This window comes from Ruegeria sp. C11 (genome assembly GCF_056537725.1).
Genome location: NZ_JBQFSB010000015.1, coordinates 51,025 through 66,085 on the forward strand (window position 1 = coordinate 51,025; position 15,061 = coordinate 66,085).

Genomic DNA, 15,061 nt, shown 5'->3' on the forward strand with positions numbered 1-15,061 from the left:
GGGCAGTAAAACCGTCGCGCTAAAAGGCTGCCCTTGTCGCAAGTATCCACAAGGGCAGCGTTACGGCGCTGAGCAAGGTCGACTGCGCGATGAGTGTGGCAACCAGCTTTCGGTCGGCCCCGAAACCGGATGCCAGAACATGCGCTGCCGACGCGGTTGGAAGTGCAGCAAACAGAACCAGTACAGGTGCCAGACCACTGGCGTTGCCTACGACAAGGCAGACAAGAAACGTACCGCCCGGCACCAGAACCAGCCGCGACAAGCTTACATATCCGCTGAAACGATCCATTTTTGCCAAGGCGCTCCAATTCATCGTTGCCCCGATGGAAATCAACGCAATTGGTATGGCCGCAGCGGCGACCATGTCCAGCGGTGCCATTATTGGAGAGGGAATCGAGATACCCGACAATCCCACGGCAACCCCCAGCACACTAGCCAGCAGAAACGGGTTCAGCACGACTTTGGAAATTGTCTGAACAACGCTCAGGCTCCCGCCACGGGACAACACAATAACGGCAAGCATGTTGGCGACAGGTACTGCCATGCCGATGGCGACGGCCATGTGGCCAATCGCGTCGGGTCCGATAATCTGTGACGCGACCAGCGCAATTGCCGAGTTAAAGCGCCAGACGGTTTGCCAGCCGCCCGCAAAATCCAGAAACCTGTCCGGTCCAATGGGACGCGCCAGCCATCCAAGCAGCATTGCAAAGACCAGAATGCCCCACACAGCGGGGCCAATCTGCAAAACCTCGGAAATCTCGATCGGGCGTCTGCTTGCGGCTACAAACAGCAAGGCCGGAAACAGGATCTCAAAGTTCAGCTTGTCGAGGCCCTGCCATGCATTTTCAGACAGGCGCGCCCGGATAAGCCCTCCAAGCGCGACCATAAGAAAACTCGGCGCAAGCCCTGATAGGATGGTGGCAAAGACCATGGCAGGTCGTCCCTTCAGTCAACCTGTGTTTGTCTATTGCACCTGAGCGGAAGAGCTTGGCCATTAACGACACGTAGCGTCGAAATCGTGAAGCGTATCAAAGTTCTGCCGCCAGCCGCGTGCCCTGATTGATCGCCCGTTTCGCATCCAGTTCCGCAGCCACGTCCGCCCCGCCGATGACATGGGGGGTGATCCCCTTCTCGATCAGGGCATCCGCAAGCGTCCGGTCCGAAACCTGACCCGAGCACAGCACAATAGTCTCGGCCGCGATTACCGTGGGATCGGCGCGTTCCTCGCCAAAGCTGACATGCAGCCCGTCATCGTCGATACGCTCGTAATTCACGCCGCCCACAAAGTTGACGCCCTTTTTCTTCAGTGTCGTGCGATGAATCCAACCGGTGGTCTTGCCCAGCCCCTTGCCATGCGCCTGTTTCTTACGTTGCAACAGAGTGACCTCGCGCGCTGCCGCTTCGGGCTGTGGGCCTTCGGGGGCCAGGCCCGAACGATGCTCGGCCGGGTCGGTCACGCCCCATTCCTTCATCCACAGGGGCAGGTCGGTTGTGGGGCTGTGCCCCTCTTCCAGCAGAAACTCGGACACATCGAACCCGATGCCGCCAGCCCCGATCACAGCTGCCGTCTTGCCAACCTTGGCCTTGCCGCGCAGCACGTCGACATAGCTCAGGACATTGTCCCGGTCCTGTCCCGGAATCTGCGGATCACGCGGGGTGACGCCGGTGGCTATGATCACCTCGTCATATCCTGACAGATCGTCGGCGGTGACCTCACGCCCCAGTTCCAGCCTGACCCCCAGATCGGCGATCATCGCGCGGTACCAGTCGACCAATCCCCAGAACTCTTCCTTGCCGGGCACCTGCTTGGCCATGTTCAGCTGCCCGCCGACCTCATCCGCCTTGTCGAACAGGGTCACGTTGTGGCCACGTTGGGCGGCGGTCATTGCGGTGGACAATCCGGCAGGCCCGGCGCCGACAATTGCAACTGTCTTGGCGCTCTCGGCCTTTTCGATCACCAGCTCAGTTTCGTGACAGGCGCGCGGATTGACGAGGCACGAGGTCAGCTTGCCGCTGAACGTGTGATCCAGACAGGCCTGGTTGCAGGCGATGCAGGGCGCGATCTTTTCACCCTCGCCCGCCATCGCCTTGTTCACGAAATCCGCATCTGCCAGCATGGGCCGGGCCAGAGACACCATATCGGCGCAACCATCCGCCAGCACCTGCTCGGCGACCTCGGGTGTGTTGATCCGATTGGAGGTGATCACCGGGATCGACACCTTGCCCATCAGCTTTTTCGTCACCCACGCAAATGCAGCACGCGGCACACTGGTGGCGATGGTCGGAATGCGCGCCTCGTGCCAGCCGATGCCGGTATTGATGATCGTCGCCCCGGCCTTCTCGATCTCTTGGGCCAGTTGCACCACCTCGTCATGGGTCGAACCATCGGGGATCAGGTCGATCATCGACAGCCGGTAGATGATGATGAAATCGGTTCCCACAGCCTCGCGCGTGCGCCGCACCACCTCGATCGGCAGGCGCATCCGGTTTTCATACGACCCGCCCCAGCGGTCGGTGCGCTTGTTGGTATGGGTGACAAGGAACTGGTTCAGGAAATACCCCTCAGAGCCCATGATCTCGACCCCGTCATAGCCCGCTTTTTGCGCCAGCACGGCGGCGTTGACGATATCTGCGATCTGTTTCTCGATCCCCTCCTCGTCCAGCTCAGTCGGCGGAAACGGAGAGATCGGCGATTTCACCGGGCTGGGCGCCACACATTTTGGCCCATAGGCATAACGACCCGCATGCAGGATCTGCATCGCGATCTTGCCGCCTGCCTCGTGTACGCGGCTGGTAACAATCGAATGGTTCGCGACTTCGGTGTCATTCGTCATCATCGATGCCCCCGGCAGCACCGATCCCTCAAGGTTCGGCCCGATACCCCCGGTCACCATCAGCCCCACACCGCCGCGCGCCCGGTCGGCATAAAACTCGGCCACCCGGTTCCAGTCGCCGGTTTCCTCCAGACCCGTGTGCATCGAGCCCATCAGCACGCGGTTCTTCAGTGTGGTAAAGCCCAGATCCAGCGGGGCCAGCATGTTCGGGTACGCAGTCATGAAACTCTCCCTGAGATTTACGCCCGAAGATCACCGCAGGACCGCCCGGTGTCACGCAAAACCCGACGTCATCCCCTTTGCTGACGCGGCGGCGCTTGCTAGAGGTTGGCCGAACAACCCATGAGGCCGCGCATGACACCCGAAGAAATCGCCAAACTGCCCTATCGCCCCTGCGTCGGGCTGATGCTGATGAACGGGCAGGGCAAAATATTCGTCGGCCAGCGCAACGACCGCCATGCCGACGCCTGGCAGATGCCGCAGGGCGGTGTGGACAAGGGCGAAGACCCGCGCGACGCGGCCTTGCGTGAGCTGTGGGAGGAAACCGGCGTCACCTCCGATCTGGTCGAGATCATCGCCGAAACAGACGGCTGGCTGCCCTATGACCTGCCGCATGACATCGTGCCGAAAATCTGGAAAGGCCGTTATCGCGGTCAGGAACAGAAATGGTACCTGCTGCGCTTTCTGGGCCGCGACGATCAGATCAACATCCAGACCGAGCATCCCGAATTCACCCGCTGGAAATGGCAGGAGCCAGACCGCCTGATCGAAGAGATCGTGCCCTTCAAGCGCGAGGTATACGCGCGGGTGGTTGAGGAATTCAGGAACCGCCAGCCCTGATAAATCTCTTTCCGCTGCCGGAAAGGTTAACCCGCTCCTACGCGGTCAACGCTGTCTGCCAATTTGATCGCGTCAATTACTGCTTTGCCAAGTTGCCGGGTATTGTGAACGCCGCCCGAGCCGTTGAACTCTGAAACGTCTAGTTTCTTCGCCAGATCGCGCAGGTTCTCGATGGCGTTTTTCTGCAGTTTGCCATTTTCGAAAACATCAATGCTTTGACAGGTGTATTGCACGATTCGACGACCGGCGAACTCAACCTCTTGTGCAATCGTGTGCCGCAAAGCGGGTTTCTGGGCTTTGGTTTTCGGCTGTTCAACGGCGTTTGTTGGGGGCAGTTCCGCGGGCTCGCCCGTAATTGCGCTGAAGTCGTTTGCGATCACGCTTGCGCGTACCTTGCTGGGCAGGCAGTTCCCGCCGTGTTTGTTTTCACTGTACGCGTTTTTGGCCTGAAGTTTGTCGAGCAAATAGAACGTCGGCTCAAAAGTCCGCAGATTCAATGCGACGAATAAAATGAAATCTGCGTCTGCCTTTGTGTTCATGTTAACAGGCCAGCGGCCGATCTCTGATAGCCTGTCGATGTACTGTCTGGTTTTGACCTCAACGGTTTTCAGACCGTCCGGAGTATGCACCATGATATCGTGTCCGGGCGCACCCGGCGGGCTGACATAGGCGTGCAGACCCACCGAGATGAACTTGGCCAACGCCAGTGTTTCGCCGAGTTGCCCGGAGAGAAGATTTGTGAGTTTTTGCAATTCATCCGTCCATTGGTTCAGATTGGCGCTTTCACTCGACCGGTCAGAGCAACCCCTCACCCCGCAACAACTCCAGCATATTTGCCTCGGGCCGTGGCCCGATATGGCTGATCACTTCGCGGGCGCAGATGTTGCCGATGCGGGCGCAGGTCTCGAAATCGCGGCCCGTGGCCATGCCGAACAGGAACCCGGCGGCGAACTGGTCGCCTGCGCCGGTTGCGTCTACCGGCACCACCTTTTCCACCGGCACGTCGATGCGGTCGCCGCCGTTCAGAACGGTCACACCGTCGCCCGACCGGGTGCAGACCACCAGCGGGCAGATGGCGGCGGTTTTGGCCAGCGCCTCTTCCAGATCGTCGGTTTCGAACAGCGACTTGATCTCGGCCTCGTTGCCGATGACGAAATCCAGTTCGTTCTCGATCAGCAGCAGGAAATCGACCCGGTGCCGTTCCACACAGAAGGGATCGGAAATGGCGATCCCCGCCTTACCACCGCCCTTGTGGCAATTGCGCGCGGCCTCAAGAAACGCGGCCTTGCCCTTTTCCTTGTCGAACAGATAGCCCTCAAGGAACATGATCTGGCTGTTGCCCGCCACCTCCGACGATACGTCTTCGGACGACAGTTCCGAGGAAATCCCCAGATAGGTATTCATCGACCGTTCGCCATCGGGCGAGACAAAGATCATCGAGCGTGAGGTCGGCAGCTCCCCTCCGGGCACTGGCGGGTTGACGAAGTCAACCCCGTCCTCGTTCATCGCATCCGCATAGAACCGCCCCAGCGCGTCGTCATGCACCCGCCCGATAAAGGCTGCGTCCAGACCCAGCGCACCGGCGCCTGCGATCGTGTTGGCGACCGATCCGCCCGGTGTCTGAACCCGGCTTTCCATGGCGGCATACAGAACCTCGCCGCGTTCCCGCTCGATCAGCTGCATGATGCCTTTTTCGATGCCCATCAGCTCAAGAAAGTTGTCATCGGCCTGGGAAATCACGTCCACGACGGCATTTCCGATGCCGACAAGCTGGTAGGTTTTCATAGGTTCTTGTCCTCAAATTCGCAAAGATCGCGGATGATACAGGTTGGGCACATCGGCTTGCGTGCCTTGCAATGATAGCGGCCATGCAGGATCAGCCAGTGATGCGCATGCAGCTGGAAATCGGCCGGAATGTTGTCTTCGATGGCGCGTTCGACCGCATCCACGTCCTTGCCGGGGCAGATACCGCTCCGGTTGCCGACGCGAAAGATATGGGTGTCCACCGCCTGTGCCGGTTGCCGCCACCACATGTTCAGCACCACATTGGCGGTTTTGCGTCCGACACCCGGCAGCGATTGCAGCGCGGCGCGGGAGTTGGGAACTTCGCCGCCATACTCATCGACCAGAATTCGGCTCAGCTTGATGACATTCTTGGCCTTGTTGCGGTAAAGGCCGATCGTCTTGATATGGTCGATCAGCTTTTCTTCGCCCAGGTCCAGCATCTTTTGCGGCGTGTCGGCGATCTTGAACAGCTCGCGCGTGGCCTTGTTCACGCCCGCATCCGTCGCCTGCGCCGACAGCGCCACGGCCACGACCAGCGTATAGACGTTGACATGTTCCAGCTCGCCTTTGGGTTCGGGCTCGGCTGCCTGAAACCGTGTAAAGATTTCGCGGATCGTATGATAATCGAGTTGCTTTGCCATCCTGATCGGTATGCCGCCCGAATTTATCGCTTACAAGCCAAAAGAAACGATTTTGTACACGCCGGTACGATTCGGAAGGTTGGGGGTTTGATGGACGTACAAAACAGCAGGTTTCGGGTCGCCGCCGGGATTTGGGCGCTATAGTCTGGAGGCAAGCAGATGAGGTTAGTCATGAACGTCCAGAACTCGGAAAACGGTTATCACTACAACGTCATGCGCCGGGCGATCGACCTGATCGACCAGGGCGGCGAAACCCTGTCGCTGGATGAGCTGGCGGGCCAGATGGATATGAGCCCCGCGCATTTCCAGCGTCTGTTCTCCCGCTGGACCGGGGTTTCCCCAAAGCGTTATCAGCAATATCTGACACTAGGTCACGCCAAGGCGTTGCTGCGTGAACGGTTCACGACGCTGGAAACCGCGCACAATGTCGGCCTGTCCGGCAGCGGCCGCCTGCATGACCTTTTCATCCGCTGGGAAGCGATGAGCCCTGGAGAATACGCCCGCAAAGGGGCCGAGCTGATAATCTACTGGGGTTGGTTCGAAAGCCCCTTTGGGCCGGCTTTGGTCATGGGCACGGACAAAGGGATTTGCGGCATCGCGTTCAGTGCCGAAACCGGCGAGGAACCCGCGATGGAGGATATGCTGTCCCGCTGGCCCAAGGCAGAGTTTGTCGAAGATCCGATGCGTCTGCGCCCGTGGGTCCTCAGCGCCTTCGGTGCTGCCAGCGACCGGCTGGAGCCCACGCCCCTCTACCTCATCGGAGCGCCGCTGCAGATCAAAGTGTGGGAGGCATTGCTGCATATTCCATCCGGCAACGTGACAACCTATTCCGAAATCGCTCAGGTCGTGGGTGCGCCGCAGGCCGTTCGCGCTGTGGGAACGGCTGTTGGGCGCAACCCGATCAGCTGGCTGATCCCCTGCCACCGCGCCTTGCGTAAGTCCGGAGGGTTGGGTGGCTATCACTGGGGCCTGCCTGTCAAACGCGCCATGCTGGCTTATGAGGCTGCGCGGGCCGAAGGCTAGGCCTGCGTGCGCCGCCAGAAAGGCGACAGCAGGAATTTCCGCCTGCGTCGAACAATTCTTGGCGACTTCTTCGCCGCCAGTTCCCGCTCGATCTCATAGGCACGCAGGGGGCGGCCCTGCGACCAGCGATCCAATTGCAGGGCCATCAGGATTTGGTGATCTCGACTGGGCATCTCGGGTCTCCTTCACAAGATTCGGGATAACCCACATTCGGACAACGCCCCTGACACCACGTTGTCAGTAGCATGTGCTAAAGTGTCAGCAGGTCCTTTGGAGAGTCACATGCGCCGGTCCACCCGTTTGTTCGAAATCATCCAGATCCTGCGCGCCGCAGACGGGCCGGTGACAGCCGAAAGGCTGGCCGAACAGCTTGAGGTGTCCGTGCGCACGATCTATCGCGACATCACAGCGCTTCAGGCGCAGCGCACGCCGATCGAGGGCGAGGCAGGACTGGGCTATGTGATGCGTCGGGGGTATGATCTGCCGCCGCTGAATTTTGACGCAGAAGAGGTCGAGGCGCTTTGGGTCGGCCTGTCGATGCTGGCAAGAACCGGGGACAGCGCCCTGCAACAGGCGGCTGACCGGGTGTGCCAGAAGATCGAGGCGCTGCACGTTCCTGCCAACTGGCTTCAGGTCGCACCTTGGGGCGCGCCCGCTGACGATCCGGTTCAGGGCTGCGTGTCCATCGCCATGCTGCGCAGCGCGATCCGGGAAGAGCGGAAGCTGCGGCTGAGCTATGGCAACGCAGAGGGCGAGCGGACCGAGCGCGTGGTGCGTCCGGTGGCGCTGATTTATCATCTGGAATGCACGATGCTTGCCGGCTGGTGCGAGATGCGCAGTTCCTTTCGTCATTTCCGAGTGGACCGCATCTGGCAGTGCGAACCGCTGGATGCCTATTTTTCGGGCCTTGGCGAACCATTGCGCGCGGTCTGGCAAGAGCAGAACAGGTGGGATGAGACCTCTGAACGGGCCTGAGCCTGCATATTTGGGCGGGTATTTGCCGATATCACCCGATTGTTGCTTGAGCCCGGACTCGGCACAGGTGTTATAATGCGGCCAACGAAGCAAGCCCGGTAAACGGGCATTTGGAGCAGAAGGTGATTCCATGACGATTTCCAAGTTTGTTCTGGCGGGCGGGCTGTGCTCGGCCATGGTTCTGGGGGCGTGTACGGACCCGGGCACACTGACGGTGCAGAACGATCCAAACCAGAATACCAAGCAAGGCGCATTGATTGGCGGGCTCATTGGGGCTGGTGTCGGTGCCATTGCGAATAATTCCAACCCGGGACTGGGCGCATTGGCCGGTGCGGCCATTGGTGCGGCTGGTGGGGGTGCCATCGGCAATCAGCTGGACCGGCAGGCCGCCGAACTGCGCCAGCAACTGGCCAATGACGGGATCACCATCGTCAATGCGGGTGATCGTCTGATCGTAACCGTCCCCAATGACATCACCTTCGACACCGACAGCGCCACGGTGCGCCCAGCGTTGCGGTCCGATTTGGTGAAAGTTGGTCAGAACCTCGTGAACTATCCGAATTCGAACGTTCAGATCATCGGGCATACGGACAGCGATGGCGAAGCATCCTACAATCTGGGTCTGTCGGAACGCCGTGCCAATGCCGTGGCCGATATTCTGCAGGCAAATGGCGTCAGCTATTCGCGCATCGCGACCATTGGTCAGGGCGAGAACAATCCGATCGCGTCCAACCTGACGCCAGAGGGCAAGGCCCAGAACCGTCGGGTTGAGATTGTGGTTGTGCCAAGCGGCAACACCTGATCCCTACCGGATATCAAAAAAGGGCCGCTATGTGCGGCCCTTTTTCGTTGTGCACATTGACTGCGCGTCAACCGGGGTTTGGTCGCGCGGCACGTCGGGGTAAACAGGGGCAACACAAGACGGAGCTTTCCCCAAATGTCCGAACCGATCCTTCTGGGCCTGTCCGGCTCGCTGCGCCAAACCGCCACCAACCGCAAACTTCTGCGCGAAGCGGCACGGCTGTTCGAACCCGGCCAGTTCATCGAGGCCGATCTGAACCTGCCCCTTTTCGACGGCGATTTGGAAGAAGCCGAAGGGATTCCGGCCCCGGTTCAGACCTTGGCCGATCAGATCGCAAGCGCCCACGCCGTGATCATTTCGACCCCAGAATATAACAAAGGCCCATCAGGGGTCCTGAAAAACGCTCTGGACTGGGTCAGCCGGACCAAGGGCCGCCCGTGGGCCGACAAGCCGGTGGCCGTCATGTCCGCTGCAGCGGGTCGCGCGGGCGGTGAGCGGGCGCAGATGATCCTGCGCGCCTACATGGTTCCGTTTCAGCCCAGGATTCTGCAAGGCCCGGAAATCCACCTTGCAAACAGCTCCAATGAGTTCGACGCAGAGGGGCGCCTGGCAAGCGATCGCTATGAAGAAGCGCTGCGGGCGCTGATGCAAAAACTCCGGGTCGAGGCTGGATTCTGATCTGCCGTCGCTTGTTCGCCAGTTGCGCGCAACCTAGGGTACGGACATGACAGAAACGGTTGAAAAGCAGGGCGACGTGATGGACCCAGCCCGCGCCGCCGCATTTCAGGTGGCAATGGGTCAGCAGGCGACGATTGCGACCGGGTCAGCACTGCCGCCGTTCTTTCACCAGCTTTATTTCTGGACACCGCATCCGCCTGCAGGTCTGGGTCGTGACGGACACCCCCGAGTGGGTGGCGGGCTGATCCCAGATATGGGATTGCCGCGCCGGATGTGGGCGGGAGGCAAGCTGGAGTTTCACGAGCCTTTGCGCGCTGGGATACAAGCGGAACGGCGGTCGGTACTGGAAAGCGCACAGTCCAAAACCGGCCGGACCGGGCCGTTGGCCTTTGTCAGGCTGCGGCACGACATCTGGCAGGAAAATACCCTCAGGCTGAGCGAATGGCAGGATCTTGTCTATCGCGAAGACCCTTCGGCTGAAATGCCACGACCGAAAGCTCCGATGGCGCCCACCGACGAAACAGACCGGCGGGATGTAGAGTTTAATTCCACGCTTCTGTTCCGGTATTCGGCGCTGACTTTCAACGGGCACCGGATACATTACGATCTGGATTATGCGCGCGATGTCGAAGGATATGGCGGTCTGGTGGTTCACGGTCCCCTGCTTGCGCAACACCTTATGCTGTTGGCCAAGGATGTGCTGGGCCCGTTGTCCGGATTTTCGTTCCGCGCGTCTTCACCGCTGATGCATTTTGAAACCGCCAGTTTCTGTCGCAACGGTAAGGCGCTCTGGGTGCGCGGTCCGGACGGGCGGCAATGTATGGAGGCGGTGGCGGTTCCGATATCAGAGTGACGCCTCGGGGCGGAAATCTTCGGGGATCGCGTCGCGGTTTTCCAGCATCAGGTCAGCCATGACCTCAGCAATTTTCGGAGCCATGCCAAACCCGATCTTGAAGCCGCCATTCGCAATGAATTGCCCGGGGTGCAGTGGATGCTCTCCCAACATCGGCGCGCGGCTTTTCGTTCGGGGGCGGACGCCTGCCCATCGCTCGATCACTTCGGAACCGTGCAGTACTGGCACTGCTCGCATCGCGCGATCGATCACGTCATCCAGCGCCGCGTCAGTGGCAGAGGGATCGTCATATTCGCGCTCCGAAGTGGAGCCGATGGCCAATGTACCATCAGCATGCGGCACGATGTGGATCGCGTCCGCGAAAAGCTGCGGCACCTCACCGGCGTCAAATCGCAAAAGTGCGGCCTGTCCCTTAACTCCGTTGCCGACCGTTTTCCCAAAGGCCCGGCTGAGCTCCTGCAGCCCGGCAAGCCCGGTTGCGTGAACAACCCGGCCCTGATCGGGCGCGTCCTGCACGACATCGATCCCCATGACGGCCAGCGCGGCAACCAACGCGGCGCAAGCACGCCGGGGGTGCATCCGCGCGGTCAGGGTATCGTGTATGACGTATCCGGTCGGGCTGGGGGGGCACCATGCGCCCACTTCCTCGGTGGGAACCACCCGCCATTCGGCCTGTCCCTGCCACAGATCGCGCGCCGTATCCTGACGCGCCCGTGCCAATTCCAGAGTGCGCACATCCGGGATCGGTTGCAGGCGTCCCGACCGGGCATATCCGGGCGAAACGCCGCCGGTGGCCTCGACCTGTTTCCAGAAGGGTTCGGCCATAAGCAGACTGTCGAATTGGAACGCTTTCTTGGCATTCCAGTTTTCGGGCACATGCGGTGCCAGCGCCCCGACCAAACCGTTGCTGGAACCCGACCCGGGGCCAAACGGATCGACAACCTGAACCTTTGCGCCGCGTCGTGCGCAGGTCCAGGCGATGGACAGGCCGAAAATCCCTGCGCCGCGAACCGTCACATCGACCATTGCCAATCCCCTTTTCCTTGTTCAGTGTCGCGCCGCCTAGCTACAGGAATTACCCATGGCAGACCAGCGTGCCAGATTGACATGGACGGATGACAAAGTGCCCGTGTCCGAGCGTTTTGACGATCCGTATTTCTCGCTCCAGAACGGATTGGAGGAAACGCGGCATGTCTTTCTTGCAGGCAATGACCTGCCAAACCGTTTTGCGCCGGGATTCCGGATTGCCGAGTTGGGTTTCGGCACCGGCCTGAACATGCTGACGGTCTGGTCCGAGTGGGAAAAGTCCGGCCAACAGGGCGTGCTGTCCTTCACCAGTTTCGAAGCCTTTCCGATGGAGTCCGCAGATATGGCCCGAGCGCTGGCGGCTTTTCCAGAGCTTGCCCCATGGATCGACAGGTTTCTTGCCGGCTGGCATGGCGGCAGCTGTGATCTGGGAACTTTGCACCTGACCGTCATCGAAGGCGATGCGCGCGAAACCCTTGCGCATTGGCAGGGCAAGGCGGATGCATGGTTTCTGGACGGGTTCTCACCGGCGAAGAACCCCGAGCTTTGGCAAGCGGATCTGTTGCGCGAAGTGGCTGATCATACTGCGCCCTCTGGCACCGCTGCCACATATACGGCAGCCGGTTTTGTTCGCCGCGGGCTGGAAGATGCGGGATTCTCCGTCTCGCGCAGTCCCGGCTATGGCCGCAAACGTCACATGACGCGGGCGGTCAAAGCGTGACGCAAAAGAACAACATCCCGGCCGGCATCGCGCTGATGGTCGCTGCCACCATCGTCTTTGCGTTGCAGGACGGTATCTCTCGCCATCTGGCGGGCACCTACAACACCTACATGGTGGTGATGATCCGCTATTGGTTCTTTGCGGCCTTCGTCATTGCGCTGGCCGCGCGTGCGCCGGGTGGGTTGCGTGCCGCGGCACATACCAGCCAATTGCCGCTTCAGGTGTTTCGGGGCGTGCTGCTGGCTGGCGAAATCTGCGTTGCGGTTTTCAGTTTCACCATTCTTGGCCTGATCGAAAGTCAGGCGGTGTTCATCTGCTATCCGTTGCTGGTCGCAGCGCTAAGCGGCCCGGTACTGGGCGAAACAGTCGGCTGGCGGCGCTGGCTGGCGATCGGTGTTGGATGCGTCGGTGTCCTTATCATTCTTCAGCCCGGTATGGGGGTGTTCAACCCGTGGGCTATCGTGCCGCTGATATCGGCCCTGATGTTCGCGCTTTATGGCCTGCTGACCCGCTATGCCGCACGGCGTGACAGTACGGCCACCAGTTTCTTCTGGACGGGCGTTTCCGGGGCGGTGGCAATGACCGCCATTGGGCTTTGGTTCTGGGAACCGATGGAAGGCCGCGACTGGTACTGGATGGCGCTGCTGTGCGTTACAGGTGTTCTGGGGCATTGGCTGCTTATCAAGTGTTACGAAATGGCCGAGGCAAGTGCGGTTCAGCCCTTTGCCTATTTCCATCTGATGTGGAGCGCCATTCTGGGCATCACGATATTCGACGAAACACTGCGCCCGGCGGTGGTCGCCGGGACGGCCCTGATCGTGTCCGCTGGGCTGTTTACCCTATGGCGCGAACGCCTGAAGCGTTGAGCCGGTCAACTCCTGCGAAAACGGTACCGGAAGCGCCGGCTTGCCAAGGCGGGCACGATAAACCGGCAGGCTTTCTGCCACGCGCATCACGTAGTTCCGGGTTTCGGAAAAAGGGATGTATTCGATCCAGTCGATCATATCGACCTGACCCGCCCGAGGGTCGCCAAAGCGGTCCATCCACGAAATCGGCCGCCGGGGCCCGGCGTTGTAACCAGCCGCCATCATGATGACGTTGCCGTTGAAATCGGCGGCAAGGCCAGACAGGTAATTGGCCCCCAGTTTCGCGTTGTAGCGCCAGTCCGACGTCAGGCGCCCGGTTTGATGTCCGCTGAGAATGCCCAGATCCTGCGCAACAACCTTGGCCGTCGCAGGCATCACTTGCATCAGCCCGCGTGCGCCAGCGCCGCTGATGACAATCGGATCGAATTCACTTTCGCGGCGGGCAATGGCCAGCGTCATTTCCTTGGCCATGGGCAGGCCCAGATCGGCGACCGGATGCACAGGGTAGTAGGCGGCAGGCAGCACCGTTCCCGTCCGTGCCGCGCGTTTGGCGATCATGACCGCCAGATGCGGTTGATTCAGTTCAAGCACAAGGTCGCCCAACTGCGCCGCCTGATCTTGATCAAGATCTTCCACCAGATGCGTCAGGAAACGTTCCGCCTGATCACGCTCGCCTGCGCTGAGCAACAACAATCCGGCCTCCAACACACTGGAATCGGCAAAGCCCGCCTGCTTCCAATGCGCGGCGCGGCGCGGGTTGGCCAGTTCCGGATCGAAGGGGCGGCCAATCTGTTCGGCGGCAAGCAGGCCATAGAACGACGTCTGATGGTCAGCACCCAATGCGTAGGCATCATAGGCTTTGTCCGAATCGCCAAGCGCGGCATAGGCCCGGCCCAGCCAGTATCCACCCCGCCCTTTTGAGATTGGGGACTGCACTGCATCCGAGAAATTCTGAAAGTGACGGACTGCAGTGGCCGGGTCGTTCAGACGTCGCAGTGCCAGAAACCCCGACAGCCATTCCAGATCGGCGTAACCATAGCCCATTTCGGGGGTCATGTGGTGGGAGGACGCGACCTTGTAGGCGCGTGCGGGGGCGCCGTTGCGCATTTCAAGCCGCGCCAGACGCCGACGCCCCTCGGCCCACTTTTCCGGTTCGCCCAGAGAATCGGGCCCGGTTGACCGTTCCAGCATCAGGTCGATGGCGCTGTCGTCCAGCTCTTTCCGGTCACGCCAGACAAAGCGGTCAAAGGCCAGCCCCGGCGCATTCATCAGTGATTTTGGAACCGCGGCAATCCTTGTATCCACGCCGGGCTCGCGTTCCTGCAACGCAAGCCGCGCCTCGGCCAGTTTGCGCTGATCCGCACTGACCAGAGGCAACATCCGTTTGGCACTGACCCGATGGCCGTCCCAAAGCATTCTGTCCAACCGCGCTTCGTGATGCGGTTTCAACAGCTTGCCGAAGTTCTCCAGATAATCCTGCTGCAATCCGCTACCCATCGCCATGGTGCGCCAGGCCATGACGATATCGGCCTCTGCATCACCGCGATTGCCCTTGGCCATCAGGGCGACCGCGTGGTTCAATGCCCCTTCAGCTGTCTGTGGCGGGTTGTCCGCGTAGAATTTGATCACCCTGTCCGGATCGGCATTGGTAAAGGCGGGCTCGCTTTTGCGGCGCAGCCAGGCCAGGCCCGGCCAGTCCGGCCTGCGTTCCAGAAACACCAGAACATCGCCGGAACTGCCGAACCCCTCGCGCAGCCAGTGCCAGACGATGATGTCGCGCGAGACGGAACCGCGGCTGCCCGCCACCCTCAATGCCTCGTTCCAGTCGCCCTTGCGCATTTGCGCTATGGCCGCCCGAAGGTCGTCGGCAGAGTCGGCTTTGGCATCCGGCGCGTTCAGCGCGGAGCAGAGAATCACTGTGATCAGCAGCGACAGAATGCGTGTCATCCCTTGCATTTCCCAACAAACCAAGGATACAGCCACTCAGGATAAACTTTGCGCCGCGGGGATCAACCGG

At 60.6% G+C, this 15,061-nt stretch carries 16 protein-coding genes; 8 read left to right on the forward strand and 8 right to left on the reverse strand.

The window, feature by feature from the left end; genetic code table 11:
• Positions 1–19: 19 nt before the first annotated feature.
• Both ACR0NA_RS20440 and ACR0NA_RS20445 read right to left on the reverse strand, forming a co-directional pair.
• On the reverse strand, positions 20–931 hold the full coding sequence (locus ACR0NA_RS20440) for an AEC family transporter (RefSeq protein ID WP_480732208.1): 912 nt from the start codon (positions 929–931) through the stop codon (positions 20–22).
• 97 nt (positions 932–1,028) lie between these two features.
• Positions 1,029–3,056 carry an FAD-dependent oxidoreductase gene (locus tag ACR0NA_RS20445; protein ID WP_480732212.1) on the reverse strand — a complete coding sequence of 676 codons (2,028 nt, stop codon included), beginning with the start codon at positions 3,054–3,056 and terminating at the stop codon, positions 1,029–1,031.
• 132 nt (positions 3,057–3,188) lie between these two features.
• On the opposite strand from ACR0NA_RS20445, the gene ACR0NA_RS20450 reads away from it, so the two are divergent.
• Positions 3,189–3,674: an RNA pyrophosphohydrolase gene (locus ACR0NA_RS20450; protein WP_480732216.1), complete on the forward strand. Its 486-nt coding sequence runs from the start codon at positions 3,189–3,191 to the stop codon at positions 3,672–3,674.
• A 26-nt stretch (positions 3,675–3,700) separates the two neighbouring features.
• Here the strand turns inward: ACR0NA_RS20450 and ACR0NA_RS20455 are convergent, their stop codons facing one another.
• From ACR0NA_RS20455 to nth, 3 genes are read right to left on the reverse strand one after another with little or no spacing between them, the layout of a single operon-like run.
• Complete coding sequence (locus tag ACR0NA_RS20455) at positions 3,701–4,426, reverse strand: hypothetical protein (RefSeq protein WP_480732218.1); 726 nt, start codon at positions 4,424–4,426, stop codon at positions 3,701–3,703.
• Positions 4,427–4,469: 43 nt separating this feature from the next.
• Complete coding sequence (locus ACR0NA_RS20460) at positions 4,470–5,459, reverse strand: adenosine kinase (RefSeq protein WP_480732220.1); 990 nt, start codon at positions 5,457–5,459, stop codon at positions 4,470–4,472.
• A complete protein-coding gene (nth, locus tag ACR0NA_RS20465; RefSeq protein ID WP_480732222.1) occupies positions 5,456–6,100 on the reverse strand; it encodes an endonuclease III in 645 nt (214 codons plus the stop codon). Before nth ends, ACR0NA_RS20460 begins: the two co-directional genes overlap by 4 nt.
• A 171-nt stretch (positions 6,101–6,271) precedes the next feature.
• Here nth and ACR0NA_RS20470 point away from each other — a divergent pair, with 171 nt between their 5' ends.
• Complete coding sequence (locus ACR0NA_RS20470) at positions 6,272–7,123, forward strand: methylated-DNA--[protein]-cysteine S-methyltransferase (RefSeq protein ID WP_480732224.1); 852 nt, start codon at positions 6,272–6,274, stop codon at positions 7,121–7,123.
• Here the strand turns inward: ACR0NA_RS20470 and ACR0NA_RS20475 are convergent.
• The gene (locus ACR0NA_RS20475; RefSeq protein WP_480732226.1) at positions 7,120–7,296 is read right to left on the reverse strand and encodes a hypothetical protein; all 177 of its coding nucleotides are present in this window, start codon (positions 7,294–7,296) and stop codon (positions 7,120–7,122) included. The two genes, ACR0NA_RS20470 and ACR0NA_RS20475, sit on opposite strands and share 4 nt — an antisense overlap.
• Positions 7,297–7,405: 109 nt before the next feature.
• Here ACR0NA_RS20475 and ACR0NA_RS20480 point away from each other — a divergent pair, with 109 nt between their 5' ends.
• The 4 genes from ACR0NA_RS20480 (at position 7,406) to ACR0NA_RS20495 (ending at position 10,431) form a co-directional block, all read left to right on the forward strand.
• Entirely contained in the window at positions 7,406–8,098 is a 693-nt protein-coding gene (locus tag ACR0NA_RS20480) for a helix-turn-helix transcriptional regulator (RefSeq protein ID WP_480732230.1), read from the forward strand.
• A 130-nt stretch (positions 8,099–8,228) separates the two neighbouring features.
• Positions 8,229–8,900: a YiaD family glycine zipper/OmpA-like lipoprotein gene (locus ACR0NA_RS20485; RefSeq protein ID WP_480452957.1), complete on the forward strand. Its 672-nt coding sequence runs from the start codon at positions 8,229–8,231 to the stop codon at positions 8,898–8,900.
• Positions 8,901–9,035: 135 nt separating this feature from the next.
• On the forward strand, positions 9,036–9,578 hold the full coding sequence (locus ACR0NA_RS20490) for an NADPH-dependent FMN reductase (RefSeq protein WP_480732232.1): 543 nt from the start codon (positions 9,036–9,038) through the stop codon (positions 9,576–9,578).
• Between the two features lie 46 nt (positions 9,579–9,624).
• Positions 9,625–10,431: an HTD2 family dehydratase gene (locus ACR0NA_RS20495; protein ID WP_480732234.1), complete on the forward strand. Its 807-nt coding sequence runs from the start codon at positions 9,625–9,627 to the stop codon at positions 10,429–10,431.
• On the opposite strand, the gene ACR0NA_RS20500 is transcribed toward ACR0NA_RS20495, so the two are convergent.
• Positions 10,423–11,457 (reverse strand): NAD(P)/FAD-dependent oxidoreductase, encoded by a 1,035-nt coding sequence (locus ACR0NA_RS20500; protein ID WP_480732237.1) that lies wholly within the window; start codon positions 11,455–11,457, stop codon positions 10,423–10,425. The two genes, ACR0NA_RS20495 and ACR0NA_RS20500, sit on opposite strands and share 9 nt — an antisense overlap.
• 55 nt (positions 11,458–11,512) lie before the next feature.
• Between ACR0NA_RS20500 and mnmC2 the strand changes: the two genes are divergently transcribed.
• On the forward strand, positions 11,513–12,178 hold the full coding sequence (gene mnmC2, locus ACR0NA_RS20505) for a tRNA (5-methylaminomethyl-2-thiouridine)(34)-methyltransferase MnmC2 (protein ID WP_480732240.1): 666 nt from the start codon (positions 11,513–11,515) through the stop codon (positions 12,176–12,178).
• 35 nt (positions 12,179–12,213) lie between these two features.
• Positions 12,214–13,044, forward strand: coding sequence for a DMT family transporter (locus ACR0NA_RS20510; RefSeq protein ID WP_480732275.1), 831 nt, complete (start codon positions 12,214–12,216; stop codon positions 13,042–13,044).
• On the opposite strand, the gene ACR0NA_RS20515 is transcribed toward ACR0NA_RS20510, so the two are convergent.
• A complete protein-coding gene (locus ACR0NA_RS20515) occupies positions 13,018–14,991 on the reverse strand; it encodes a lytic transglycosylase domain-containing protein (RefSeq protein ID WP_480732243.1) in 1,974 nt (657 codons plus the stop codon). The genes ACR0NA_RS20510 and ACR0NA_RS20515 overlap by 27 nt on opposite strands.
• Positions 14,992–15,061 lie beyond the last annotated feature (70 nt).